The sequence below is a fragment of the Ignavibacteria bacterium genome (genome assembly GCA_016873845.1).
Taxonomy (GTDB): domain Bacteria; phylum Bacteroidota; class Ignavibacteria; order Ch128b; family Ch128b; genus JAHJVF01.
The window spans coordinates 12,560-37,324 of sequence record VGVX01000015.1; the positions used below are offsets into that span (position 1 = coordinate 12,560).

The window sequence follows — 24,765 nt, forward strand, 5'->3', positions numbered from 1 at the left end:
CTCACTTAATAATTGCAAACTTTATTAATTTCTCACCAATGCCGGGCGCATCGATATGAGCGAGATAAATTCCATACGAAACGCTAAATCCATCGCGGTTGAGTAGATTCCAGAACTCTCTGCCATGTGCAAGTGAAGAATAATGATTTATAGTTTGAACTAATTCACCTGTAAGGGTAAAAATTCTGATAGTACATTCCGGTGGTAAGTTTTCGAAATAAATTCTTCGTTCTCCTCTGTTTTGACCCGGAAGTTTCACTGAAGGTTCTAAGTCGTTAATCGCAACATACGGATTCGGTACAACGTAGATGTTATCCAATCTTCCTTTCGCTAGAGATGCATCGAAACTGGACGCCGTTGATCTAAAATTAAACTGGTCTGATGATAAAAACGGACGTTGTGTTGAGACAAACAATACATCCCCATCGGTCGGATCAATAGGAGTAACAGCTGGATTCGTTGGCTTTGTAATGATTATCCCCCATGTAGTAGTATCTGTAGTTAATCCTCTAGAACCTGCTTTGAAAATAATTATCTCTTCACCCGGATTCCAAACTGAATCTCGTGAAAAAGCATTTTCCTTAAGAAATGTTAAAGCAGGCTGCGGCACTCCAGTAGTAACTTCACGAACTGAATATTTAACTGGGAATTTTATCAGTCGTCCGCCAATAAGAATCATAGCCGAATCGATATTAGATTTGCTGAACCGAATTTCGTAGTCTGCACGGCTTGGAATAATTTTACCGCCAATTGTTGCCTTCGCTATATTAAATGTGTAGTTGGTTTTTCCTTCAATCCATTTTGATTTGATTGTATCTATTTTTAGAGCATCATAATCTTTCACTTTTAATTTAATACCCTCAAAAACATCGTTATCATCTTCACCCCTTAAAGTCCTGCTCTGATAGATGGGATAATAACGATATTGAAGCGAATATTTTTTAGTTACCGGCATTGAGCTGATGTTTGTTCTTCTTATTAAGCCTCTTGAGTAATCAATCACATAATCTAAATTTTCTGTATAAATTGTACCGGCATCGTCTTTGAGCTGGATTAAGCTGTCTTTACTCAAATTCCCGGCTTTCAATTTCGAAAAGTTAGTATCGTAAAACGCTATTCCAGTTTCCAATTCCGGTTGTAAGCGAAGGACAGAATAATTTTTCCCTAATACCGGTTTCTTATTTACGATAAAACTATCCGCAAATGTAATGCGATAATCAATCTTATCTTTTACAGCAAGGTCGTCCATGATTTGAATTAAAATTTCTCCATTACCAATTCCTTTCTCATGAACAAGATCTTTTGTAGAAGAGTTACTCGAAATATAACCGCTTGCCCTTGGACCTGGAATAACCTGAACCGTATTTACATCGAATGTTAAAGTCGATGTAACTGGATCGATTGTAATTTTTTTGGTAGTCTCAGTCGGTGGAATTCCAAGTGAGTCGCCATGATCGTAAGCAACAACCGCATAGTAATAAGTTTGTCCATTGATAACATTATTAGAATCAACATAAGAATGCACAAGACCACGATTGTTTCCAAGGAAATAATGAACACCTCTTCCCTGATATTCAACTGGATGATATCCTTTCCAATAGTCAGGTGCGGCAGCATCCCAAATTCCATTTCCATTCATATCTACATAAGGTTCGCCGATATCGTATTTCGTATTTCCGTTCAAATCAGAGAATGGTTCAGGACGAATCGCCACATCCCATTTTGCTTCCACGCCACTAACATCTCTTAATGGCTGGTAAAGAAATTTTGAACCCTTGCCGTCGGTAATAGTTTGAATATCATTAAAAGTTGGATCTGTGCTTCTATAAATTACGTAACCTTCAAAATCGCGTCCTGTTATTGGGTCAATACTTTCTTCAGCTTTTGTATCCCAGAACAGAGTAACTTTTTTATCTCCCGGAACTTCGCTTATAGTTGGTTTTGTTGGGGGTCTGAAGAATCGATAATTCGCATTGTAAATTCTTTGCACAGTTTCCGCTGAAATTAAGAGATCATCTAAATTTTCGCCAAGCGATAATGCCATTGAAAATCGTTTTATCTCTTTCTGTGCCAAGGCAATCGGACCGGAACCGAAAATAAAAACAATATCTTCGAGTTGTTGAATATCACCGAAATTTCCAGCTTGAATCCTAAACCACATTGATTCGTCGTTTGAAACTTTATCCGTATTCCATGTCCACGAATTAAAACTTGTGAGTCCAATCTGATCAGACTCATCCAAATCGGTTAATTCGAAATTTGGTTCACCTGGATATAAAGGATCAAGAGCTCCATCTGCGAGTCTCTTTCCTGCAGTTGGGACACCATCTCCCTCGCCAAGATCACCTGTGTTTGGAATTCCATCTATTCCGATATCATCTGTCACTGGATTCCAATCTCTATCATTGTCAATTCCATCATCTTGAGTTTCGTCGGTCATTCCGTCGCCATCGTCATCAATGCCGTTTTCCGGATTGCTTGGGCTTTCAAGATATTTAGCTCCTAAATATCCAACCGGAAGACCGAGGTGCCCTTTTCCATCCTCGTCCCAAAAGTAGACCATGCTTCGAGCATAAACTGGTACATCATAGTTAAAAGGTGAAACGAAAAATCCAAGATCATCTCTTACTTCAGTTCCAGGATCGACGGGTAAACCACCGCCAACATCAGGATCGCCGTACATTCCAAAATATATTGAGTCAAGATTCTTTTCACTAACATTAGTGATCGTATAGACGAAGAAAATCGTATTTTCTGCTAAAGCATTGCTCCATTGTAAAGCTCTGCCATCGACTTGCACACCAAGACCTCGCCTCGATGAATCGGATGGAAAGGGCCAGTATGGAAATTCAGCGTTATCTCTATCGTCCATCGCCCAAAAAACTTCTAAATCGGCATTAGTTGCATCCTGTGCTAAATATCCAGGCCAAACATATTTTCCAAGTGTAGGATTGTACCACTCTCTTGGCCAGCTGTCGGGCTTTCCATCACCGTCTTTATCTTCCGCTGGATTGGACGCCATTAATCCTTGTGAAGGGTCTGCAAATCCCTTCAGCGGCTGCCAGCCCCAAAGAGTATCACCTGTTGGATTGACTTCCCTTAAATTAGGATAATCCCACAAACCATCTGAAATAATGTGCAACTTGTGTGTACTATCTAATCCACTTGGAACAGACGCCGCAATAAAAGGACAAAATTGAAATGCATAAGAGACTCCTCTCCATACGAGATTATTAACATTTCGAAGAAGTCCGTAACCCGGTGCAATTCCACCATAATTATATATTTCCGTGCTGATCTTATTACCATTCATGAAATAATTTTTACGGTCAGCGTGGGCAAGCGTTTTTGCGAATTTATTTTTTAGATTTGAGAGTGAAGCTATCTTCTCAAGATTATCATTTAGTTGTGAGGAATATTTTATCGAAGTATTTACCCTTTGAAGTAAATTCTTTATTGATTGATGCTCTTGTGTTCGTTTATCTTTGTCGGAAGAAGTCTGAGCAAAACCAGAAATTAAACTGCCCAATAATAAATTGATGAGAATAAAAGAACGTAGGAAATTATTTTTTTTCATTTTCAATACTCCGACGATTAAAATCCAATTGTAACACCAAGCCGAACTTCTCTTGGCGGTAAATAATAATGAGGTCGATTAAAATATTCCTCAGCAGTGTGAACTACCGGAATCCGTTTTGCAAGTTCATCAACCGACTTAGTCGCACCGCTTGTTTGAAGCAGAGTATATGTAGCTCTTCCTGTATCGTCGTAAACTAATCGCTCAATCAATGAGTCGAATAGGTTAAAAACTTTCATGAATACAACAAATTTAAATCCGAACAAATTGAATACTTTTTCGGCGAAGAGATTGAAAACCATTTGCGATGGCCTTCGCCCGCTGTTTGTACGAACGTAAACCTGCTGTCCTGTAATCTGCGGTGTATATGGAAGTCCAGTTCCAATTCTCCCGACAAGCGTAACATTCCAATTATTTAATTCGCCGAATGTTACTGTTGTATTTAGAGTATGAGTTTGATCCCAGGAAAGATAAACGGGGAGTTTTTCACTTTGCCTTCCAGAGGATAAATCGAGGAAGAAAGCATCAGAATTTGTATCGTTCCCCTCTCCAGATTGAAAAGTATAATCTACGGTTACACCGAGAGGACTATCGATTGATCTTCTTTTAGTTAACGAAAAGGTAATTCCTTTGATATTGCCATAATCTTTATTTACATATTTTGTGTATGTTTTATCGCCCGAGACTCGGATTGTTTGTACTGCAAGCAAATCACGAACGTCCTTGTAAAATCCAGTTACATTAAATGCGAGGTCTTCCAATAATAACTGCTGCAATCCGAGTTCGTAAGTGACGGTTTTTTCCGGATTCAAATTTGCGTCGCCGAAAAGCGGATTGGAAGTAGCGAAGCTCGATTTGAAGCTTGCATTAGAATAAAGGTATTGGAACGGCGGCATCTGAAAGAAATGTCCGTACGAAAAATGAATTATACCTCTATCAGTAATTGGAAACGAAATTCCTAATCTCGGACTGAATTGATGTTTTGGTTTTGAATCGGCTAAGAGATTCGTCTTATCAACATATCCTGGCAAGGTTGGATCATATGGTGAAGGATAGGTAATGTTCGTTGAGTATTGCGATCTCGAATGGAAGTAATCGTATCTCAAACCAATATTAAGAATAAAATTTTCATACTCCATCTTATCCTGTATGTAAGCCGAAAACTCAAATGGTTTCTTTGTGTACAAATCGTGATCGGCTGTAGCAGTGGAAGGAATTGTTGGGACTAAATATCTCGTTGTATCGCGCTTCACAACAAAACTTTCATAATCAAGTTGATGGAATTCCGTCTCCATACCAAATCTTAATTCATGATTTTGTGATAATTGACTTGTTAGATCGAACTTGCCTCCATAAGTTCTTGCACGCTGATAGTTATGACCGTTTCTTGTTCCACCAAAATAGAAAGTGTACGAAGTAGGGCGCACGAGTTTTTCTTCAGGTTGATATCTATTGCTGGCTTTTAATCCATCCGTACCTTTACCGGCAAAATAATCAACTGCTTTTCCAGAAGCATCTTCAAGGGGATAAAGATACTGCTTATAATCATTGAAGTTATATGACATTTTTATTGAATAGAAAGTGTTAGATGAAATTGCATGTCTAACATCGAGTGAAGTGATAAATCCTTTTTCATAGTAATTATAGTTTGCATCTGGATTATACTTGAAATCATGCGAGTAAAACTTATTGTGAGAATTTGAGAAAATTGCATCATAATTAATCTTTATTGTCGGGATGGGCTTGATGGTGAGTTTCCCTGTAGCGCTAAATTCATTGCTTGGATTCATCGGAACAATTGCATAATCTCCAGTCGCAGCAATTCGAACATCATTCGGATTTGCTGGATTAATATAGACCGAATCGGTTGTATTATGCTCTCTAACTCCATATAACCACCCTCTGTCGTAATCTAATCTGCTCGATAGAAAGAAAGACACATTGTTATTGAAAAAAGGAACCGGTCCACCAAGTGTAAATTCTGTAACATTATTGCTGAAAATATTTATGTCTTCAACATTGAAAAAAGTTTTCTTTCTTGTACTGAGATGATCCCCTGTGTAGAAAGAAATCTGACCTTTTAATTTATTCCCACCTTCTTTCGTGATCGTATTGATCACTCCGCTCAGCGCATTTCCGTACTCTGCATTGAAAGTACCGCTCACGACTGAAATTTCCTGAACTGCGTTTGTAGCGATTTGAACCATAGGCGAATTGTCAAATGGATTTGCAATCGACACACCATTCACAGTATATGCGATCTCATTAGAGCGCCCGCCGCGAATGTGAAGCTCGCCTCCAACACCTTGTATTATTCCAGCTTGCAAGGCAAGAATCTGATGAATGCTTTCAACTGGAAGGGTTTCAATCTGTTGAACATCTATTGTGGCTTGGGAGGAAGTTAGATCTGGTCTGATTAATGGTGCAGAGGCTTCAACAACGACAGTTTCAAGTGCAATCGCTTCTTCCGAAAGCTCAACATTAAGTTTGGTAGTAAAATCAACTGAGACTTTTACCCCATTGAATTGTTTTTTCTGATATCCGACAGCAGAGACTACAACCGAATAGTTACCTGGAGGAATGTTATTGACAACATACCAACCGTCAAGATTAGTTGCCGCACCGAGTCCAGTGCCCGATACAACAATGTTAACACCCGGAATTGGGTCCCTCGTGTTAAAGTCAATAACTCTCCCAGCGATTTTTCCGGTTGTGCCTGCGATGAGAGTTATAGGATGCAGGAGCATAGACATTAGAAAAACCAAAAGGTATATTAACAAGCGTTTCATCTTAATTCCCTTTTACTGAATGAATTTTTTGGAGTATTGCAATGATAAAAACATTTATGATGCCAATTTTTCATTAATTCAAAATATTGATTAATAAAATTTATGTCAAGAATGCAAATCATTGTCAGTGTTTAATAAAAGCTCAACTATGAAGAGCCAGACTCATAATGACGAGATTATTGGTTATTATTAAAATAATATTATAGAACGGTTGACATTACATTCATATTTTTTTAGCTTAAAATAAACAACATAAATACTTAAGGAGGTATGATGAAAAAAATACTTACACTTCTTCTTGTTCTCCTCGTTACTTCACTTAGTTATACACAAGTTCGACATTCCACAGCCTATGATTATCCGCTGCTGACTGGATCTTCTGTAGATTCTGTTCTTAACGGTTTGAAAAGTATCCGTGGCTGTTACTTTGAAACGGATATGGATGGTGATGGAAAGTCAGAAATTGGTCTAACCAATTATTTCGACCAAGGACACGTACATTTGTTTGAAACAGTTGGGAATGATTCAATTAAATTGGTTTGGTCTTCCCCAAAGGTTGCTAGTGCCGGTGGAGGCTCCACCCCTCGATATGTATTATTCGGTGATTTGGATAATGATGGTAAAAAGGAGATCATATTCCAGAGTTCCGGTAATGGAATTTTCATATTTGAATGGGATGGAGTAGTCGGTAGTGACAATTATGGTACGATCCCCTCACAAGTAATTAACTCGACCACATTGCCTGAAATGACAGGCGTAAGTGGAAGTACTGAGTATATGGAAATCGACGACATTGATACCGATGGCCAGAATGAATTATGCGTATTTTACAACTCCTCTCCAAACGCTAATGATAAATTTTTCATAATAAGTGCAATTGGAGATTGGAATACCAATGATCCTGGATTTTCAGGTTTCACTGCTGAGTATTCAAAAAGCAGAGTTGATCTTATCAATTGGGGTATGAATGGAGGAACACCCTACTCGATGCATATTGCACAATTCGACGGAGCTGGAAACAAAGAACTTTTGTTCCAAGCTTGGAATTTCAAAAATGTTTCTCCAGTTAGAATCCCAACAGCAAACACATATCTTGAAGCTGATACTACTATTGGAAAACAAAACTACTTCCTGACTGGAACCTACGATGATGTAGCGTTATTCGGTGGTGGTACATTTGATATTGATAAAGATGGCAGAGAGGAAGTTTACTTGCCAAATTATCACGCAACAGGAAGTCCGTATATGGGCACTGTTCACATGATAAGTTACAATTCAGGAGAATCTACTACTATCATAGATTCAACAAATGTAACTACTTTGAACTTCAAAGACGCAGGGGTCCTTGATGATCTTTTAGTTACTTTCGGTTTTGGCTATGGCGATATAGACAAAGACGGAAAACCGAACATCTACACATCAAGCACTTATGGGAGTACTGGTTGTAATGTTTTAACTGCAGAATTCCAAGGTGGTGATAAGAGAAATTTAGCAAATTGGACATTTGCGAAATTATATAGAGGTGATCCAACTATATATACAACCCGAATCATAAAAGATTCACTTGGTAATAAGGATACCACACTTACGATAGACAACGCTTTCGCTTCGAAGATATTTGCTCGTTATACTGATTTTGATAAAGACGGTTTTGAGGATATTTTACTTCCTTATCAGGCTTTGTCAGATAGTGTGACTCATATTACGCTAACATGGAACTCTGGTACAAGCAAATTCGATTCTGTGTCTGTTAGAGCAGCGAATCCAAAACGATGGAGCTTCCGGATCATTGAAGGGACAATTTCTACTGGGGTTGAGGCAAAGGATCTAACTGTTATAACTCCTGACGACTATGAACTTTATCAGAATTATCCGAATCCATTCAATCCATCAACTGAAATTTCGTTCTTCCTGCCAATTACAGATAAAATTTCTTTAAAGATTTACAATCAGCTCGGACAGGAAGTGAAAACTCTTATTGCAGAAAAAGAGCACATTAACGGAAGGCATTCTGTAGTTTGGGATGGAATGAACAATTTTGGCGGTAAAGTTTCAAGCGGGATTTACATTGCACAATTGAAATTCGGAAACTTCAGCAAAGAAATTAAAATGATGATGATTAAATGATGAAATCGTTGAACCTGCCTTTCGGCAGACAGGTCAGAAATCCCGACCTTTCGGGATTGATACTGAAGAAAGAACGAATAAATTGTTCTTCAAATAAAAACCCAATCTTTTAATAGATTGGGTTTTTTTATTAATTACTACTCAACTACACAGGACATACAAATCAAAAAGATGCCATCTTAAAGATAGAAAAGATTCCATCTCCCCAGATCCTGATTTGGTTGGTAAGAGATGGAATCTTTTCCGTTAAGCAAGCAAGAGTTTAAATTTGAAACTCTGCTGCATACTTATCATAATCGCGGGCGAATTGAGTTTCAGGAAAATCCCTCTTCATTTGATCAAGAATTTTCTTTGCTCTCTCCTTATCACCTACTAAAGAATATGTCCTTGCAGCATTAGTTAAATATTCAGGAGTAACGGCAGCATTTTTAACTACATTTGCAGCTTTCATAAAATATTCAGCAGCCATTTTTAAGTCATTTTTAATTTCATAGCAAGATGCAATTCCAGCATATGCGGCAGCTTTCATTAAGTCTATATCTCCTGAGTAACCATCATAATACTTTTTAGCTTCGTCAATATTTCCGAGACTCATATATGAATTTGCTAAATATAATTTAGCAGTCTCACCAGATTCAGTGCTGCCATAGTCTTCCACAAGAGCTTTCAATCCTCGTATGTTTTTTCCCGGCACTCCATCGATCGCTTGTTGATAGGATGCTTGATCATATAACTTCAATACTCGTGCGAGTTCAGTGTTTGCAACTTCAGCATTTTCTTTTGACTTGTTGGCTAAGAATATTATCACGAACGCTATCAAAACAATTGCTCCAGCAGCTCCGAGAATAACTTTTTGATAGTTCAAATAAAAATTCTTTACCTTAAAATAGTTTTCAACAAGTTTATCTTGCTTAATCTCTCTCTTACTTATTTTCTTTTTTGGAGCTAACATTTTATAACCTTTTCTTAATTAAATTTCGATTGCAAAAATAATAAAACTTTTTTAAATGATTCTATCTTTTCAAAGCTTCACAGCTAAGATTCGCACATGATTCCATCTTTTGGCATTGTTGATAGTGATTTGAAAAGATGGAATCATTCCAGCTTCTATTGACTTTGCCCAAATCTTATATGGTTCGAGAAAATCCAAGCATTCCCATCCAAGTAAACTTCGACACGATAAACACCGTGATTCACAATTTCCCAAATTCCTTCCGAACCAATAGTTGAGTCGATTATCTCACCATTTTTTACCAATTTTATTTCACCAATCACATTGGGTAAGTTTACTCGGAATCGAGTTTTTTTCAAAGACTTGGGAATATCATCTCCCATTTGAAAAATTTGGTTTCCTGCTTCAGCAAAAAATTTAAACCCGTTTGGTTCGGCATGATAAAAATTACCGATGTAGCATCTTCCTTCAATTAAAGACGAATAAACCATATTTTTATTTGCCTCAATACTTTCAGGAGAATTATCTTTATTCAATTCCTTAGGGCAGAGAATAACCGTTCTAACAGATTTGAATAAAACTTTATATGGAAAAATTTCTACTTCGAAAAAACCTAACACGTTTTGTTTATGAGCGTGAGCATCTACCCCGCCAATTCCAACAATTTTTCTTTTCTGCGCAATCTTATCCCAAATCTTTAAAGCTTTCACATCAGGTGCTGAAACAGATTTTAGTGGATGTATAAAACGCTGGTACTTATTTTGTTCGGTCAGCCCTTCCATCCATTCTGACATGTGATTCCAGACTTCTATTCCTGTGAAGTCTTCACTATCCCACGCTGTCCAGGGATAGGGTGGATGCTTTTCCATGTGATTCCTTTTTTCGAAGGGATGCGCAACAAATCCAAATCCACCTTCATCCTTAATACGCCTAACATATTCTTGAGCTGTGATTCTATTGTCGTATGATTTTGAGATCCCGAAAGCAAGGTAATGGTTTTCATTTTTTTGATCGTTTATTTCAGTACCGATTAAAACAAGAGTATTATCGTACCAGCCTTCTAATCCATCTTTTAGAGGACGCAAAGTGTTATGGTCTGTCATCATTACGACATTTACACCGACTTCAGATGCATATCTCGCTATCTCGGGAATTTCCCCTGAACCATCGGAATATTTGGAATGGACATGAATTACGGAACTTATTTCGTACATAGCTGGAACTAACGAAGAGACTTATTGCAAATTTTTCAATGCTTCTTTAGCGAGTTTGCCATAATCAGACTCAGACAATGCGAGTTTTTCCCAAACCTTTTTTGCATCGGTCTTATTGCCTTGAGTTACATAAATAATTCCAAGATTATAAGAAGCGAGTTCATTTTTGGGATCGAGTTTTAAAATTGACCTCAAATACTTTTCTGAATTGGGGATGTCCTGCATTCTGTAGTTCAATTCAGCAAGTGCAAACATGACATCTTTACGATTTGGATCAATTTTCAAAATCTTTTCAAAATAGATTGCAGATTCACTCATATTATGAGCCTCAGTATAAAGTTCGGCTAATTCAGCTAAAGCTGCAGTATCTTTTGGATTTTTTTCTGTGTAAGTTTTTAAAGAATCAATTAATTGAAGGAAAGATTGAGCAACATTTGCTTTTCCAGGCATGCCATGCGGTGCTTTCATATTGCCGTGGATATCATCCTCTGGCATATTGCTCTCAGAAAATTCTTTTTCCCCCGGTGTATCCGATCTAGAAATAATTATGTACGTTAAAAGTGCGATTACTAAAACAGCGACAATTATATAAACATATTTAAAGTTGAATTTCATTTTTTTTAATCGACCTCATATAAAGTTTTGTATTGTACTTTTTTATCAGCAATACAAGTTGATGTAATGTCATAAACTAAATTTCCAATTTCCTCAGTCGGAACATCATCAAAATTTTCAAAGTCTTCAGAATTCTTGAATATGTAAATTTCTTCAAAGTAATTTTTTCTTTTTTCATCTCGAAAAACTACATATTCGTATTCGCGTCCCGCCATCAAGGTTTTAAGTTTCGAAATTTTTTCCAAATAAATTTCGATTTTGTCATCACTGACCTGATATTCTGCACTAAAAATTACTCGAGCCATATATTCTCCATATTTCTTCTGTTTTCCCCCTTTTTGGCAACAAATTTACGAAGGTATTGCCTCAACTCCAATTAAATAGTGGAAAAATCTATTTTGCCTTCAAATACCTGTTTTGCAGGTCCGATTAAAGAAATGTTGGTAAATTTTCCTTCATCATATTTGAAATCCACCTGCAAAACCTCCCCGCCAAAAGTCTTTACCTTTATTGGTTTATTAAGATTTTTCACTAAAAATGCAATTATGGCTGAGGATACACAGCCGGATCCACAAGCCAAAGTTTCGGCTTCCACTCCACGCTCATAGGTTCTGATCGATATCTGGTCTTTGTCAATCATCTGTATGAAATTCACATTCAGTCCATCGGGGGCGAAATCAGAATGATACCTTAATTCTTTACCGAGTGAATTGACATCAACTTGAGTTAAATCTTTTGCAAGAGATTGTTTGTATGATGTATTAATGAGAATGTCATCAACAACAATGATTAAATGCTTGGAACCGATATCAACATAATTTGCATTAAATAATTGCCCAGCTGCTTCAACTTTGAAATTTAGTTTGATACTATACGGTGGATTAATCCACTGCAGTATAGAATGCTCGTTGAGCACTTCAGCTCTAAATATCTGCCCTACAAATTCGAATTGAGTTTTTCTACCAATTCTTCCTTTTTCATAAAGATATTTTACTGCACACCGAGCGCCATTTGCACAGAGTGCACCTCCGGAGCCATCAGAATTGTAATAAAGGATTTTAAAATTCACTAATTGAGATTTGTGAATTGTCAAAATACCATCAGCTCCGATTCCATAATTTCTGCTGCAAAGTATCTTTATCTTTTCCGGAGTCAGTTCTATTGATTCATCATCGAAGAGAATAAAATCATTCCCTGCACCTGTCATTTTTGTAAATGAAATTAATTTCATAACATTAGATCACTTTTTGCTTCGCATTATTAAATATTCCATGGCAACGGTAGTTTTTGCAGTTCAGATATTTTTATTCTTCCTTAACTCGCTTTAATAAAATCATCCCAAAAACAAAAAATACAGCGACTGACAGAATAGCTAATCTTTGACTGCCGCTTGACCATGAAACTAAACCGAAGACCAGCGGACCTAAAACAGCTGAAGATTTTCCGAAGAAAGAATAGAAACCAAAGAATTCTGTTTTTTTGTCAGATGGAGTAAGTTTACTCATCAAACTTCTGCTGACTGATTGAGTTGAGCCCATTCCTAAGCCAGCTGCTGCTCCTACAACGAAAAATATTTCTTTAGAATCAACTACTGACGCACTTACAATTACGATAAGCCAAAGAAAAAGAGTAATAAAGATTGTCCTCTTCTGTCCAATTGAATCAGCGACGATACCAAACACAACCGAACCAAAAACTGCTGTCGTTTGAGCGACCATAAAAAATATTGTCAGCTCTGTCAAAGAAAATTGAAGCGTGGTCTTTGCGTAGATACCAGAAAAATAAATTGCTGTATTTACTCCTTCGATGTAAAAGAAAAAAGCAACTAAAAATGCAGCCAGATTTTTATACTGTTTAAGGTGAGTTAAAGTAAATCTAACTCGATCAATTCCTATTTTGAAATATGATTTCTGGACCTCAATTGGTTTCTTAGTGTCGTGCAAATACAAGAACAATGGTATGGCAAAGATTAGAAAAAAGACTGCTGAGATAGGAAAAGTAATTCGGACTAATTCATTGGCGACTAGCGGATAAACAATTAAGAGCGAAACAAGTGAACCAACATAACCCATTGCATAGCCGTAACCCGAAGTTCTTCCAAAATTCTTTTCCTCTGTAATTTCTGGCAGGAAGGCATCATAGAATACCAGACCGGCTTCAAATCCAATGTTTGCTATTATGAATAAAATAATACCAGTAAGTATCATTCCTCCTTCAACAAAATAGAGGAGTGAAGAGAAGAGAATGCAGAGCAAAGTAAAGAAAAGTAAAAATCTTTTTTTGCCGGCAGAATGATCTGCGATTGCACCGAGAATTGGTGAAATCAATGCAACAATTAACATTGAAATACTTGTTCCTAAGCTCCAATAGAAATCCCCAATTGGTTTATTCTCGGCAATAGTCTCCTTAAAATAGACCGCAAAAACAAAAGTAACGATGGTTATGGAAAACGATGTGTTAGCAAAATCGAATAAAGTCCAAACAAAAATTTTTCGGTAAGCTTTAGAGAAAAGTTTTTTAATACTCAATTTTTAGGATTTATATTATTTTCTACTAATCCCCGCCCCTTTTTACTAATTTTATTTTGATTCTTTAACCTCTTAAGTATTGCGTCGAGAACACCATTAATGAATTTATCGCTGTGATCTGTGCTGAATCTCTTGGCGATCTCAAGAACTTCATTAATCGAAACCTTTGTTGGAATATCCGGAAAATATAGCATCTCACAGATACCCATTCGAATAAGGATTTTATCAATTACAGCAATTCGGTTTATGTCCCAATTTTTTGCAGTATCGATTATCAATTCATCAAATTCTGCAGTATGTTCTATGGTTCTTAATGTGAGGGATTTTATAAAATTGATGGTATCTTCGGAATCGACATCCTGAGTGAGTTCTTTGAAAAGAAAATCTAATGATTCGTTTGAGAGTTCATGTGCATAAAGGATTTGAAGTACTTTTTCTCGTAATTGTCGTCTTGTTGATGTCATCTATTTCAAATTTCAATTCTTTATAAGCGTTGCAAAGGTTCTCTAGATTCCGAATAACCAGTACAAAGTTAAAGAAACAGTGTCTCTTATCCTAAACCAAATTTCAGAGATGAAATCTAATTTGTTGTCAGAACGAACTAAAGTCAAATTCATGTTATGAAAATTTGCGATTTCTGAAATTCTTCTTAGATGGAATTGATCCGAAACGACTATTACCTTCGAAAAAGCTTGTTCAGGTTGAACTTTATTTTTCAGAAAACTGATTTGCTCAAGTGTGTTCGTTGTTCGTTCTTCTTTTATAATATCCGAACTTGAAACTCCCATTTTGAGCAATTCTCTTTCGGCTACATCTGCTTCAGTCATCTCACCAGGTGCATTAGCTCCGGTAATAATTATTTTATTACAAATTCTGTTTCTATAAAGTTTATTCGCTTTACGTAATCTTCCGGCAAATACGGGGCTTGCGCGATTTTTACTCCACACTGCAGCGCCGGGAATTAGAACAGCATCATATTTAGCCCCCGGTTTTATAATGTTAGTAGATTCATCTTTCATCGATAGAGTCGAAGTGAATGAAAACAACATGATAAGGACAAAAAGTAAAAATGAATAAATAAAACTTTTAAAAATTGGATTTCGAGTTTTCCCAAATGTGAAGAAAATGATATTAAATAAGAGAATGAATTTTACTATAAGAAAAAATAAAAAGAACAATGCTCGAAAAATTTTGTCAGGTGCAAAACCTAAAGTATAAATTAGGACCTTATGTAAATCCAGTTGAATGAAAAAGTCATTTAACAAAAGAGGTACAAACGAAAAGAGGGAAAGATTTAATAAAATCTGCACTCTAAACATTTCTATTCGGGAGCCAAAAAAGAACAGGAAAAGAATCAGTAATATGATTGAACACGATATAATTAGATTCAACAAATTTCCAGTGAAGCCAATATCAAGGTTTGATAATGTTAAACCCTGCGATCGGTATTTTATAGAATAAAGATAAACAAGATTCAATATTTCGAGAGCACACATAAGCAAGAACAGGAACTTTTTCCGGAGGGAATTATCAATTTTACTTTTTTTCAATCTGCTGCCTCAAATGGATTCAAAAATATCTGCGGAAGCGTGCCGCCTCTTTCCCAAACTACTTTACTCTTTATTTCAAAAGTCTTTCGAATCAATTCCTCGGTGAAAACTTCGGCAGTTAGTCCATCTTTTAATATTTTTCCTTCTTTCAGAAAAATTATTCGATTACTGTATAGGGCAGATAGATTAATATCATGTGAAACGGAGATAATCGTCTTACCGTTCTCATTGATTTTCTTCAAATAATTAAAAATCGAAATTTGGTGTTTTAGATCGAGATGAGTGCTCGGTTCATCGAGTAATAATATTTCAGAATCCTGTGCGAGTGCCCGCGCAAGTATTACTTTCTGAAGTTCTCCTCCTGAAATTTCGTTTATGCTCTTATTTTTCAACTCATCGAGCTGTAAAATTCTAATCACATTTTCAACTGACTGAATATCTTGAATATTTTCAAATCCGTATATACTAAAATACGGCGTTCGCCCCATTAAAATTATTTCAAACACACTGTAAGGAAATACTGAATAAAATTTTTGCGGCACATAGGCAACAAGCTTATAAAATTTCTTCAAATCGTATTCAGCGAAATCCCGCTCATTTAATTTCAGATTTCCTTTTACAGGATTTAACAATTTTGCGAGAATTTTTAGTAGTGTTGTTTTGCCCGAACCATTTGGTCCGATGATGCTGAGAAATTCCCCTTTTTCTACATGGAAGGAAATATTATTCAATACATCTCCTTTAACTGACGGAAAAGGATAATTGAATGATAAATTTTTTATTTCAAGTAGACTCACAAGAAAAATTTACAACTTTAATTCGGAGCAAACAAAAAAACTTTTTTCAATTCTTCCAGATTATCAATTGGCGATTGACAAGCAAAATCCTTGCAAATGAAAACGGTGGTTTTATTCTCTATTGTTTCTTTATGCTTAAGATAATTAAACTTTTGATCGAGCAGTACATCGGCATGAATTAAAATTTCATTCGGGTAATAATTATTTAAGATAACTTTCTGAAATTCTCTTGATTCCCTTTCATCAGCACCTCCAAAAAGAATTACTTCCCGTGAACCTTGTGTGAAAGATAAAGACTCGCTCAGCAAACAACCGAATGCCAATGGATTTTTTTTCATTTTTTCAGTCATTGTTCTCACTAAGTCCTCGCATATTCTAATGTATTTTTCATTCTCGAATATCTTACCCAATTTGAAAAAGAGAGCAGCAGATGATGAATTGCCGGAAGGAACAGCATTATCATATAATTGCGTTGGGCGAATAATTAAATCATTTGCATGAAGGCTTGATTGATAAAAATATTTTTCTTTATCATTATAAAATTTTTCTAATACAATCTTCGAAAATTTATAAGCTTCCATAAGATATTCAACTTTGGAAGAAACTTCATATAAACTTATTAATCCAAGTGAAAGATTTGCATAATCTTCAAGAAATCCATTGATTTTAGATTGTCCCATCCGATGTGTGTGATAAAGCTTTCCTTGATGTTGCAAATTATTCAAAATGAATTCGGCATTTTTTTTTGCCGCTTGCAGATATTTTTTGTTATTGGTTATTCTATATCCATAGCAAAAAGCGGTAATCATTAATCCATTCCAATCGACTAAAATTTTATTATCAGTGAGTGGTTTAACTCTTTTTCCTCGCTCCTTCAACAAAGTAATTTTGCATTTTTCAATTACCGTAGCAATTATCTCAGCGTTCACATTAATGGAAGCTGCAAAATCTTTAATCTTCTTTTTAACATGTAAAATGTTTTTCCCCTCAAAGTTTCCTTCATCTGTAATGTCAAAATAACTTGTAATAATGTTAGCTTCTTTGGGATTGAGGATTTCAAATACTTGTTGTTTTGTCCAAGTATAGTAATTTCCTTCTTCTCCTTCGGAATCTGCATCCTGAGTTGAATAAAATTCTCCTTCAGCGCCGGTCATTTCTCTCAGAATATACTCGAGAGTTTCTTCAGTTTTATTTCTATAAAATAAATTCTGAGTGATCATAAAAAGTTTCGACAGCAGGGTTACTAAAAGAGCATTATCATAAAGCATTTTTTCAAAATGAGGTACTAGCCATTTCGAATCAGTGGAATACCTATGAAATCCACCCCCCAAATGATCGTATAATCCACCATTAGACAATCGTTGAACACTTGTTTCAACAATTTCCAAGATTTCATTATTTCTTTGTATACAATAAAAATCTAAAAGAAAAGTTAAAACCATCGAATTCGGAAATTTGGGTGCCGAACCAAATCCTCCAAATTTACTATCGTAATTTTTTTTGATTGTGTCTATTATTTCTTTATAAAATTCATTTGAAAACGAATCGCTCGCTCGGTTGACATTATTCAATTGCTGAAGAGATTCTCGTATCGCAAAACCGTTGTCATCTATTTCCTTTCGTTTATCCTGATAAATTTTATTGATCCAATTTAATACTTTCTTGAAACCCGCTCTGCCATATCTATCCTCTGGTGGAAAGTACGTCCCACCATAAAAGGGGATTTTGTCGGGAGTAAGAAAAACAGTCATAGGCCAGCCGCCGTTTCCGGTTGTTAGTTGAACAAAATTCATATAAATGTTATCAATATCTGGTCTTTCTTCTCGATCAATTTTAATATTCACAAAGTTGTCGTTCATTATGCCTGCAATCGTTTCATTTTCGAAACTTTCTTTTTCCATCACGTGACACCAATGACAAGCACTATAACCAATGCTTAATAAAATTGGTTTATCTACCAGCTTTGCTTTTTGAAATGCTTCATCACACCAAGGGAACCAATCGACGGGATTATAAGCATGCTGAAGAAGGTATGGACTAGTTTCACTTATAAGTCGGTTTGGGTTCGGCATTTTGCGTATTTCCTAATTTACTTGTGTTCACACTTCCCTAACATAAAATTTAACTTGAAAAGTTCAAATTCAAACCTAGAATAACTACAAGACTACTTAGTTCCAATTTTATTTACTCTTATTTCCTTAATAATGAAGATGAACCTCCCCGCTGCAAGCTGCGGGGACTTTAACCCTATCTTATCGTCCGCCGGAGCGGAACGCGAAGGGAGATTAAAGTTGAAATAAACAATCTTAACTCCTAATTTGAACACCATGTTAAGCATTAAAAATCTCCACAAAGAATTCAAAAATGTAATTGCAGTAAATGATGTTTCATTTGATGTTGAGCCGGGTAGAATATTTGGAATACTTGGACCAAATGGAGCTGGAAAGACTACTACAATTAGATGTATTCTCGACATTATCAAACCAGATCGAGGTGAAATTCATTTTAATGGTATTTTAGCAGATGAAATTTTCCGCAACAAAGTCGGTTATTTGCCTGAAGAAAGAGGGCTTTATTCAAAGAGTCGAGTGATAGATGTAATTAGCTATTTTGGAGAACTTCGCGGACTCTCTGCTTCACACGCGAGAAGCCAAACAAAATACTATCTGAAAAAATTAGAGATTGAACATTCCATTAACAAAAAAGTGAATGAGCTTTCAAAAGGCAACCAACAAAAAATCCAATTCATTGCTTCGGTGATCAATAATCCAACGATTTTAATACTAGATGAACCTTTCGCTGGATTGGATCCAATTAATCAGCAGTTAATTAAAAATCTCATTAACGAATTTCTTGATGAAGGAAAAATCATTCTTCTTTCTACTCATCAAATGGAGGTTGCAGAAAAATTGTGCAGCCAAATCTTATTGATCAATAAAGGTGAAGAAATTCTAAAAGGAAAATTAAGTGAGATAAAGAAAAATTTCGGAAAAGTTTCGCTTATAATTAAATCACCTCAGATTGGAAAAGATATTTTGAATTTCTCCGAAGTCTCAAGCGCAGATGTTTATGAAAATTATTCTGAAGTAGTGTTGAATCCTGGAATTGATTCGCAGCGCCTACTTAAACAGCTCATTGAGCAGTATGAAATAACAGGATTCGATTTAAAAGAGCCGTCTCTCAATTCGATTTTTATTGAAACAGTCTCCAATTCGAACATAAATGGAGGAGTGAAAAAGTGAAAAAAATTTTTTCCGTGGCTAAATGGGAGTATCTTGAAAAGGTTAAAACAAAAGCTTTCCTGATATTCATGATTTTATTTCCGGTCATTATTGTTGGAATGGCTTTTATTCCTGCTCTTTTGAATTCAGACGAAGAATCGGAAACAAAAGCTTTTGGATTCCTCGAATGCAATATTTCTATTTATGCTGAGTTTGTTGAGTCTCTCGCTAATTATAAAACAACAAATAACCAACCAAGTTATATTTTCAGAAAGTTTGATTCGATAGATGGCGAATGTGAGCGGAACAAATCGACAGCAGATAATTTTGTATTTCAACAGAAAATCGATGGTTATGTGTTAATCAAACAAGTTTCTGCTGATTCTGTATTGATAGAATTCCGGGGAGAAAATGTTTCAAATATTAAGGACATTAATAGATTTGAGAAAAAACTAAATGAAATTTTAGCTGAAAGGAAGATCACTGCCGCAGGTCTCTCACCCGAGCTTGTCGAAAGCTTCAAGAAAAAATTCGAAATCAGAGCAGTTAAAATATCTAAATCGGGAGAAGAAAAAGAGACGTCATTTATGGAAACATTTTGGTCGTCGTACATTTTTATTCTTCTATTGATGATGATGATCATTTTCACTGGCGGTATGCTGGTCAGAAGCGTTGTAGAAGAAAAATCAAATCGGATAATCGAAGTTCTTGTTTCATCCTGCACAGCAAATCAATTAATGGCAGGAAAAATTATTGGTTTAAGCGCGCTTGGATTGACTCAAGTTGTTGTATGGGGTTTACTTGGAATCGCACTCTCCGGGCCAATCGGGGCTTCTTTCATCAATTTTGAGAATCTAATTTTAATTTTTATTTATTTTGCACTCGGTTATGTGTTTTATGCGGCGATTTTCGTTGCAATCGGTTCTCTTGCCAGTACCGAACAGGAAGCTCAACAGTATACGAGTTACATAAGTTTAATTCTGGTCATACCAATTATGCTTTCAATTCAAATCATGAATGAACCCAACTCTAACTTGGTGAGAATACTTTCGTACATCCCATTTACAACTGCACCAATCATGACGATGAAAATCCACATCGTTCAGCCCAGTCTGGTTGAATTTATTCTTACTATTGGAATAATGATTTTGGGTATCGTAATTGTAATTTTCATCGCAGGAAAAATTTTCCGTGTTGCAATTTTAAGTTATGGCAAAGCTCCGAAGCTGAAAGAAATTTTTCATTGGATTGCAAGTAAATAATTTGATTGTATGTTTTACTTAGCTTCACTGCTCGCTTCTGTAATTCCAATGATAACCTACCTGATCATCATTTGGTGGTTGGATAGAAATGAGAGAGAACCATTAAAATTTGTGTTTATTCATTTTATTTGGGGTGCAGTTGGGGCTGTAATTTTGGGATTGATTTGGAGCATTAGTCTTCATGGAATTTTGAAATTATACATTCCAAACGAAGCAGCACACGAATTAACTGGTACAATATTAATTGCGCCAATCGTGGAAGAAATTACTAAAGGGATTTTCCTTTTAATCATGATTTCATATAAAAGTTACGACAATGTCACCGATGGGTTTGTGTACGGAGGAGCGATTGGAATAGGATTCGGCATGTCCGAGAATTTCCTTTATTTTATTTCATATCAAGCTGATTACGTATCATGGATTTACCTCGTAATCGTTCGCACATTTCTAACAGCACTGATTCACTGCTCTTCAACTGGTTTGTTTGGATTGGCCCTCGGCTATGCTAAATTTAGATCGACTCCGCAAAAATATTTGATCGCATTCTGTGGTTTGGCTGGCGCAGTACTATTACATGCATTTTGGAATGCATCTGTGAGCTTCTCAAACACATTTATACTGGGCATTGTTTACGGTGTTTGTGTAATAACATTGATGTTCTTGTTGTTTTTATCATCAATTTATCTGGAGCGAAAAATTATTTTAAGAGAGCTTCGTGAAGAAGCTGATAATAATTTGTTTAATTCAAAATTTTTGTCGGTCATTCCGTATTATTCTGTAAGAAGAAAACAAGGTTGGATTGACGAAAGTTTTAGAAAAGAATATATTAGAGCAGCAACAATGCTAGCTTTCAGAAAAATGCAATGGAAACAATTGAAATCTGGCTGGCGAAAAGAACTTTGTAAATACGAAATTGAATTTCTTAGAGAAAAAATCGATCAGATGGACAATATCATCGAGGAAAAAAATAATTGAAACCAATTGTTATTCTTTACTCTAAATGGAATATTTTCTCAGATTCCAATCCGAGATTAATCATCGATGGATTATCTCAAAATTCTTCTAGAATCCTATTCTCAACTCTCCTGAACGAAAATTTCCAAATAATTCACCAGAACAAAAAGTTCGACACTCATCTCTCCCTCAGCGAAAATGATATTGATTATATTCCCGCTTCCTATAATACGATAACTACTAAAATTCATGTAAATTCCAATCCAGATTCAATGGATAGTATTTTAAGACAAATTGAATCTAGCGCTGAAAACGAATACAAAAAAGTCTTGATCCTTTTTTCAAATGTGTACAACATATATGATAAAAAAATTGAGTCGATTTTTAATGCCTTGCCTTCGGAAAGCGAAAAAATAATTATTGGAACTGATAGAAGAGATAACGTTTGTTACATTGGCATGAGTATGCCGAAAAAAAGTAATCTCAATGAGCTTAAGTTAGAAAACGTATCGGGTGAGTATTTGCTCAAACACTTCTCTAACGAAGAGATTGAAATATTATTGCAAGCAGATTCAGATATTTGTTTCGATCTGACAGATGTTAAAACCATTTACAACAAATACAAATCCACTCAGCAAAAATTTCTCGGCAGCTATACGCATAATCTTATAAATCATTTAACCGAAAACTACAAAAACATACTTCAATCTTGAAACGTATAGGAATTTTAGGCGGCTCATTTAATCCTGTTCACATGGGACATTTGATAATTGCCAATACAGTTTTAGAGAAACTGAATCTTGATAAAGTCCTTTTCATTCCCTGCTATTTGCCTGCTTTAAAATCTTCCAAAAACTTTGCTGAACCGAAAGATAGATTTAAAATGTTAAGTTTGGCGATTAAGTCAAATCCCAAATTTGAAGTATCAAAAATTGAAATAGCTCGGCGGGGAACTTCGTATACTATTGATACTTTGCGTGAATTAGAAAATGAGAATTCGAAATATTATTTTATTATTGGTGCAGACAATGTCAGAGACTTTTTTCGCTGGAAAGAGCCGAATGAAATTTTGAAACGCGCTGAACTTGTGGTAACAAATCGCGGCGGTTTTGAAACTGACATTCCAAAGAAACTTTTAGGCAAAAAAATTTTGCAGTGCCAAATTCCCAACATTGAAATTTCAAGTTCAGACATTCGGCAGAGAATTGCTTCTAAAAAGTCCATAAAGTATCTTGTCCAAAGGGAAATTGAAAATTTTATTATTAAAAATAAACTTTATACTAAGAGGAGAAATATTTGAAAATTTTAGTTACTGGCGGAGCTGGATTTATCGGCTCCAATGTTGCAGATTCTTTAATCGAAGCTGGGCATGAAGTTGTAATTTTAGATAATCTTTCTACTGGAAAAATTTCAAACGTAAATCGGAATGCAAAATTCATAAAAGGAAGCATTACGGATGACTTGGGTGGATTGTTCGGGGCAGAAAAGTTTGACATCGTTAATCATCATGCGGCTCAAATTGATGTGCGCAAATCAGTTTCCGATCCAATTTTCGATGCGAATATCAATATCCTCGGTAGTATTAATCTTCTCCAAAATTGCGTGAGGTATGGAGTGAAAAAATTTATGTTTGCCTCCACAGGTGGAGCTGTTTATGGTGAGCAAGATTATTTTCCAGCCGATGAACTTCACAATGCGCAGCCATGCTCTCCCTACGGCATTTCAAAACTCTCTGTGGAAAAATATTTATTCTTTTATAATCAAACTCACGGATTGAATTATACAATTCTCCGTTATGCGAATATTTATGGTCCGCGTCAAAATCCGCTCGGAGAAGCTGGCGTCATTTCAATCTTCTTGGATAAAATCTTGGCAAATCAGCAGCCAATTATTAACGGCGATGGCAAACAAACGAGAGATTATGTTTTTGTTAAAGACGTCGTAAAATCAAATCTTATGACTCTGGAGGATACTACCTCAGACATTTATAATGTTGGGACAGCAATTGAAACTGATGTAAATCAGTTGTTCAATTTAATAAATAATAATTTCAGCAATAAAGTTGAAGAAGTTCATGGCGATGCAAAAGCCGGCGAACAGCTGCGAAGTGTAATTACATCTGAGAAAATGTTCAAGAAATTTGGTTGGAAACCTTCCACTCAACTTTCAGGTGGAATTAAAGCTACTATAGAATTTTTTAAAAATACAAATCCGAATGCACTTTAACGGATTACTTGAAAAAATATTATCTGGGGAAAGAAGAGCGATTTCCCGCGCTTTATCGGAAGTAGAAAATTCTACTCCTACCGGTGAAAAGATTTTGGAAGGAATAGCATATAGAATCGGGCATTCCTACCGCATCGGAATAACCGGGCCGCCTGGGGCTGGAAAAAGTTCTTTAACGAACCAGTTAACAAAACTTTTAGTCGAAAAAGGATTTAAAGTTGGAATAGTGGCTGTTGATCCGACTTCTCCCTTCACGGGGGGTGCTTTGCTCGGCGACAGAGTCAGAATGAGTGAAATCGGTATAAATCAAAATGTTTTCATTCGCAGTATGGCATCTCGAGGAAGTCTTGGCGGTTTAAGTCAAAAAGCATCTGATGCAGGAGATATTTTTGATGCTGCTCAATTTGACTTTACGATTTTTGAAACCGTTGGAGTCGGACAATCTGAACTTGATGTTGCCAAATCTGTTGATACAACGATTGTAGTTCTTGTTCCTGAATCTGGTGATTCAATTCAAGCAATGAAAGCCGGTTTGATGGAAATCAGTGATGTATTTGTAATTAATAAATCTGATCGCGTTGGTGCAGATCAGGCCGTTACTGCGCTGCAGGTAATTCTGTCTATGAGAAATCATGATGAAAATACTTGGATCCCACCAATCGTAAAAACTGTTGCTTCCGAAAATAAAGGTATCGATTTATTAAATGAGCAAATTGTAAAACACAAAAAACATCTAACTGAAAAAAAATTGTTCGAATCAAGAAGACTTGAGAGATTAAAAAATAAAATTAAAGATCTCGTTGTTAGCAATTTACGGAAAGAATTCTGGAACGATGATCGAAAGTTAATCTTGGAATCGAAAGTTCAAAATGTATTAGAGGGGAAAGTATCTCCTGCAAAAGTCGTTAAAGATTTAATAGACGACTTTAAATCATCAGTAATTTATTAGAGGA

The 24,765-nt window shown here is 35.8% G+C and carries 20 protein-coding genes; 8 read left to right on the top strand and 12 right to left on the bottom strand.

The genetic code is table 11. From position 1 onward, the window contains the following. Nucleotide 1: 1 nt before the first annotated feature. Nucleotides 2–3,577: a hypothetical protein gene (locus FJ213_05035; protein ID MBM4175523.1), complete on the bottom strand. Its 3,576-nt coding sequence runs from the start codon at nt 3,575–3,577 to the stop codon at nt 2–4. 17 nt (nt 3,578–3,594) lie between these two features. Next, the gene (locus FJ213_05040) at nt 3,595–6,366 is read right to left on the bottom strand and encodes a TonB-dependent receptor (GenBank protein MBM4175524.1); all 2,772 of its coding nucleotides are present in this window, start codon (nt 6,364–6,366) and stop codon (nt 3,595–3,597) included. A 270-nt stretch (nt 6,367–6,636) separates the two neighbouring features. On the opposite strand from FJ213_05040, the gene FJ213_05045 reads away from it, so the two are divergent. Then, nucleotides 6,637–8,493: a T9SS type A sorting domain-containing protein gene (locus FJ213_05045; GenBank protein ID MBM4175525.1), complete on the top strand. Its 1,857-nt coding sequence runs from the start codon at nt 6,637–6,639 to the stop codon at nt 8,491–8,493. Between the two features lie 262 nt (nt 8,494–8,755). Here the strand turns inward: FJ213_05045 and FJ213_05050 are convergent, their stop codons facing one another. The 10 genes from FJ213_05050 to FJ213_05095 form a co-directional block, all read right to left on the bottom strand. Continuing rightward, entirely contained in the window at nt 8,756–9,445 is a 690-nt protein-coding gene (locus FJ213_05050; protein ID MBM4175526.1) for a hypothetical protein, read from the bottom strand. Between the two features lie 155 nt (nt 9,446–9,600). Beyond that, the gene (locus tag FJ213_05055; GenBank protein ID MBM4175527.1) at nt 9,601–10,659 is read right to left on the bottom strand and encodes a histidinol-phosphatase; all 1,059 of its coding nucleotides are present in this window, start codon (nt 10,657–10,659) and stop codon (nt 9,601–9,603) included. Nucleotides 10,660–10,680: 21 nt separating this feature from the next. Beyond that, nucleotides 10,681–11,274 (bottom strand): tetratricopeptide repeat protein, encoded by a 594-nt coding sequence (locus tag FJ213_05060; GenBank protein ID MBM4175528.1) that lies wholly within the window; start codon nt 11,272–11,274, stop codon nt 10,681–10,683. A 5-nt stretch (nt 11,275–11,279) separates the two neighbouring features. Then, nucleotides 11,280–11,579, bottom strand: coding sequence for a hypothetical protein (locus FJ213_05065; protein MBM4175529.1), 300 nt, complete (start codon nt 11,577–11,579; stop codon nt 11,280–11,282). Nucleotides 11,580–11,650: 71 nt separating this feature from the next. Continuing rightward, complete coding sequence (locus FJ213_05070; protein ID MBM4175530.1) at nt 11,651–12,505, bottom strand: diaminopimelate epimerase; 855 nt, start codon at nt 12,503–12,505, stop codon at nt 11,651–11,653. Nucleotides 12,506–12,578: 73 nt separating this feature from the next. Further along, nucleotides 12,579–13,796, bottom strand: coding sequence for an MFS transporter (locus FJ213_05075; GenBank protein MBM4175531.1), 1,218 nt, complete (start codon nt 13,794–13,796; stop codon nt 12,579–12,581). 2 nt (nt 13,797–13,798) lie between these two features. Continuing rightward, a complete protein-coding gene (gene nusB / locus FJ213_05080; GenBank protein MBM4175532.1) occupies nt 13,799–14,266 on the bottom strand; it encodes a transcription antitermination factor NusB in 468 nt (155 codons plus the stop codon). Nucleotides 14,267–14,308: 42 nt separating this feature from the next. Next, nucleotides 14,309–15,352 carry a YdcF family protein gene (locus FJ213_05085; GenBank protein ID MBM4175533.1) on the bottom strand — a complete coding sequence of 348 codons (1,044 nt, stop codon included), beginning with the start codon at nt 15,350–15,352 and terminating at the stop codon, nt 14,309–14,311. Next, a complete protein-coding gene (locus FJ213_05090) occupies nt 15,349–16,158 on the bottom strand; it encodes an ABC transporter ATP-binding protein (GenBank protein ID MBM4175534.1) in 810 nt (269 codons plus the stop codon). The genes FJ213_05085 and FJ213_05090 overlap by 4 nt, the downstream gene beginning before the upstream one ends. Nucleotides 16,159–16,166: 8 nt before the next feature. After that, on the bottom strand, nt 16,167–18,221 hold the full coding sequence (locus FJ213_05095) for a thioredoxin domain-containing protein (GenBank protein MBM4175535.1): 2,055 nt from the start codon (nt 18,219–18,221) through the stop codon (nt 16,167–16,169). A 255-nt stretch (nt 18,222–18,476) separates the two neighbouring features. Here FJ213_05095 and FJ213_05100 point away from each other — a divergent pair, with 255 nt between their 5' ends. The 7 genes from FJ213_05100 to meaB are packed head-to-tail and all read left to right on the top strand — an operon-like array spanning nt 18,477 to nt 24,761. Next, nucleotides 18,477–19,391: an ATP-binding cassette domain-containing protein gene (locus FJ213_05100; GenBank protein MBM4175536.1), complete on the top strand. Its 915-nt coding sequence runs from the start codon at nt 18,477–18,479 to the stop codon at nt 19,389–19,391. Then, complete coding sequence (locus FJ213_05105; protein MBM4175537.1) at nt 19,388–20,632, top strand: ABC transporter permease; 1,245 nt, start codon at nt 19,388–19,390, stop codon at nt 20,630–20,632. The genes FJ213_05100 and FJ213_05105 overlap by 4 nt, the downstream gene beginning before the upstream one ends. Before the next feature lie 9 nt (nt 20,633–20,641). Next, nucleotides 20,642–21,607 carry a PrsW family intramembrane metalloprotease gene (locus FJ213_05110; protein MBM4175538.1) on the top strand — a complete coding sequence of 322 codons (966 nt, stop codon included), beginning with the start codon at nt 20,642–20,644 and terminating at the stop codon, nt 21,605–21,607. Further along, on the top strand, nt 21,604–22,299 hold the full coding sequence (locus tag FJ213_05115; protein MBM4175539.1) for a hypothetical protein: 696 nt from the start codon (nt 21,604–21,606) through the stop codon (nt 22,297–22,299). Before FJ213_05110 ends, FJ213_05115 begins: the two co-directional genes overlap by 4 nt. After that, entirely contained in the window at nt 22,296–22,886 is a 591-nt protein-coding gene (locus FJ213_05120; GenBank protein MBM4175540.1) for a nicotinate-nucleotide adenylyltransferase, read from the top strand. Before FJ213_05115 ends, FJ213_05120 begins: the two co-directional genes overlap by 4 nt. After that, nucleotides 22,883–23,812: an NAD-dependent epimerase/dehydratase family protein gene (locus tag FJ213_05125; GenBank protein MBM4175541.1), complete on the top strand. Its 930-nt coding sequence runs from the start codon at nt 22,883–22,885 to the stop codon at nt 23,810–23,812. Before FJ213_05120 ends, FJ213_05125 begins: the two co-directional genes overlap by 4 nt. Further along, nucleotides 23,802–24,761 carry a methylmalonyl Co-A mutase-associated GTPase MeaB gene (gene meaB, locus FJ213_05130; GenBank protein MBM4175542.1) on the top strand — a complete coding sequence of 320 codons (960 nt, stop codon included), beginning with the start codon at nt 23,802–23,804 and terminating at the stop codon, nt 24,759–24,761. The genes FJ213_05125 and meaB overlap by 11 nt, the downstream gene beginning before the upstream one ends. Nucleotides 24,762–24,765 lie beyond the last annotated feature (4 nt).

Coding starts and splice junctions, on each gene's coding strand:
- FJ213_05035 (MBM4175523.1), bottom strand. CDS start 3,577: ATGAAAAAAAATAATTTCCTACGTTCTTTTATTCTCATCAATTTATTA.
- FJ213_05040 (MBM4175524.1), bottom strand. CDS start 6,366: ATGAAACGCTTGTTAATATACCTTTTGGTTTTTCTAATGTCTATGCTC.
- FJ213_05045 (MBM4175525.1), top strand. CDS start 6,637: ATGATGAAAAAAATACTTACACTTCTTCTTGTTCTCCTCGTTACTTCA.
- FJ213_05050 (MBM4175526.1), bottom strand. CDS start 9,445: ATGTTAGCTCCAAAAAAGAAAATAAGTAAGAGAGAGATTAAGCAAGAT.
- FJ213_05055 (MBM4175527.1), bottom strand. CDS start 10,659: ATGTACGAAATAAGTTCCGTAATTCATGTCCATTCCAAATATTCCGAT.
- FJ213_05060 (MBM4175528.1), bottom strand. CDS start 11,274: ATGAAATTCAACTTTAAATATGTTTATATAATTGTCGCTGTTTTAGTA.
- FJ213_05065 (MBM4175529.1), bottom strand. CDS start 11,579: ATGGCTCGAGTAATTTTTAGTGCAGAATATCAGGTCAGTGATGACAAA.
- FJ213_05070 (MBM4175530.1), bottom strand. CDS start 12,505: ATGAAATTAATTTCATTTACAAAAATGACAGGTGCAGGGAATGATTTT.
- nusB (MBM4175532.1), bottom strand. CDS start 14,266: ATGACATCAACAAGACGACAATTACGAGAAAAAGTACTTCAAATCCTT.
- FJ213_05095 (MBM4175535.1), bottom strand. CDS start 18,221: ATGCCGAACCCAAACCGACTTATAAGTGAAACTAGTCCATACCTTCTT.
- FJ213_05100 (MBM4175536.1), top strand. CDS start 18,477: ATGTTAAGCATTAAAAATCTCCACAAAGAATTCAAAAATGTAATTGCA.
- FJ213_05110 (MBM4175538.1), top strand. CDS start 20,642: ATGTTTTACTTAGCTTCACTGCTCGCTTCTGTAATTCCAATGATAACC.
- meaB (MBM4175542.1), top strand. CDS start 23,802: ATGCACTTTAACGGATTACTTGAAAAAATATTATCTGGGGAAAGAAGA.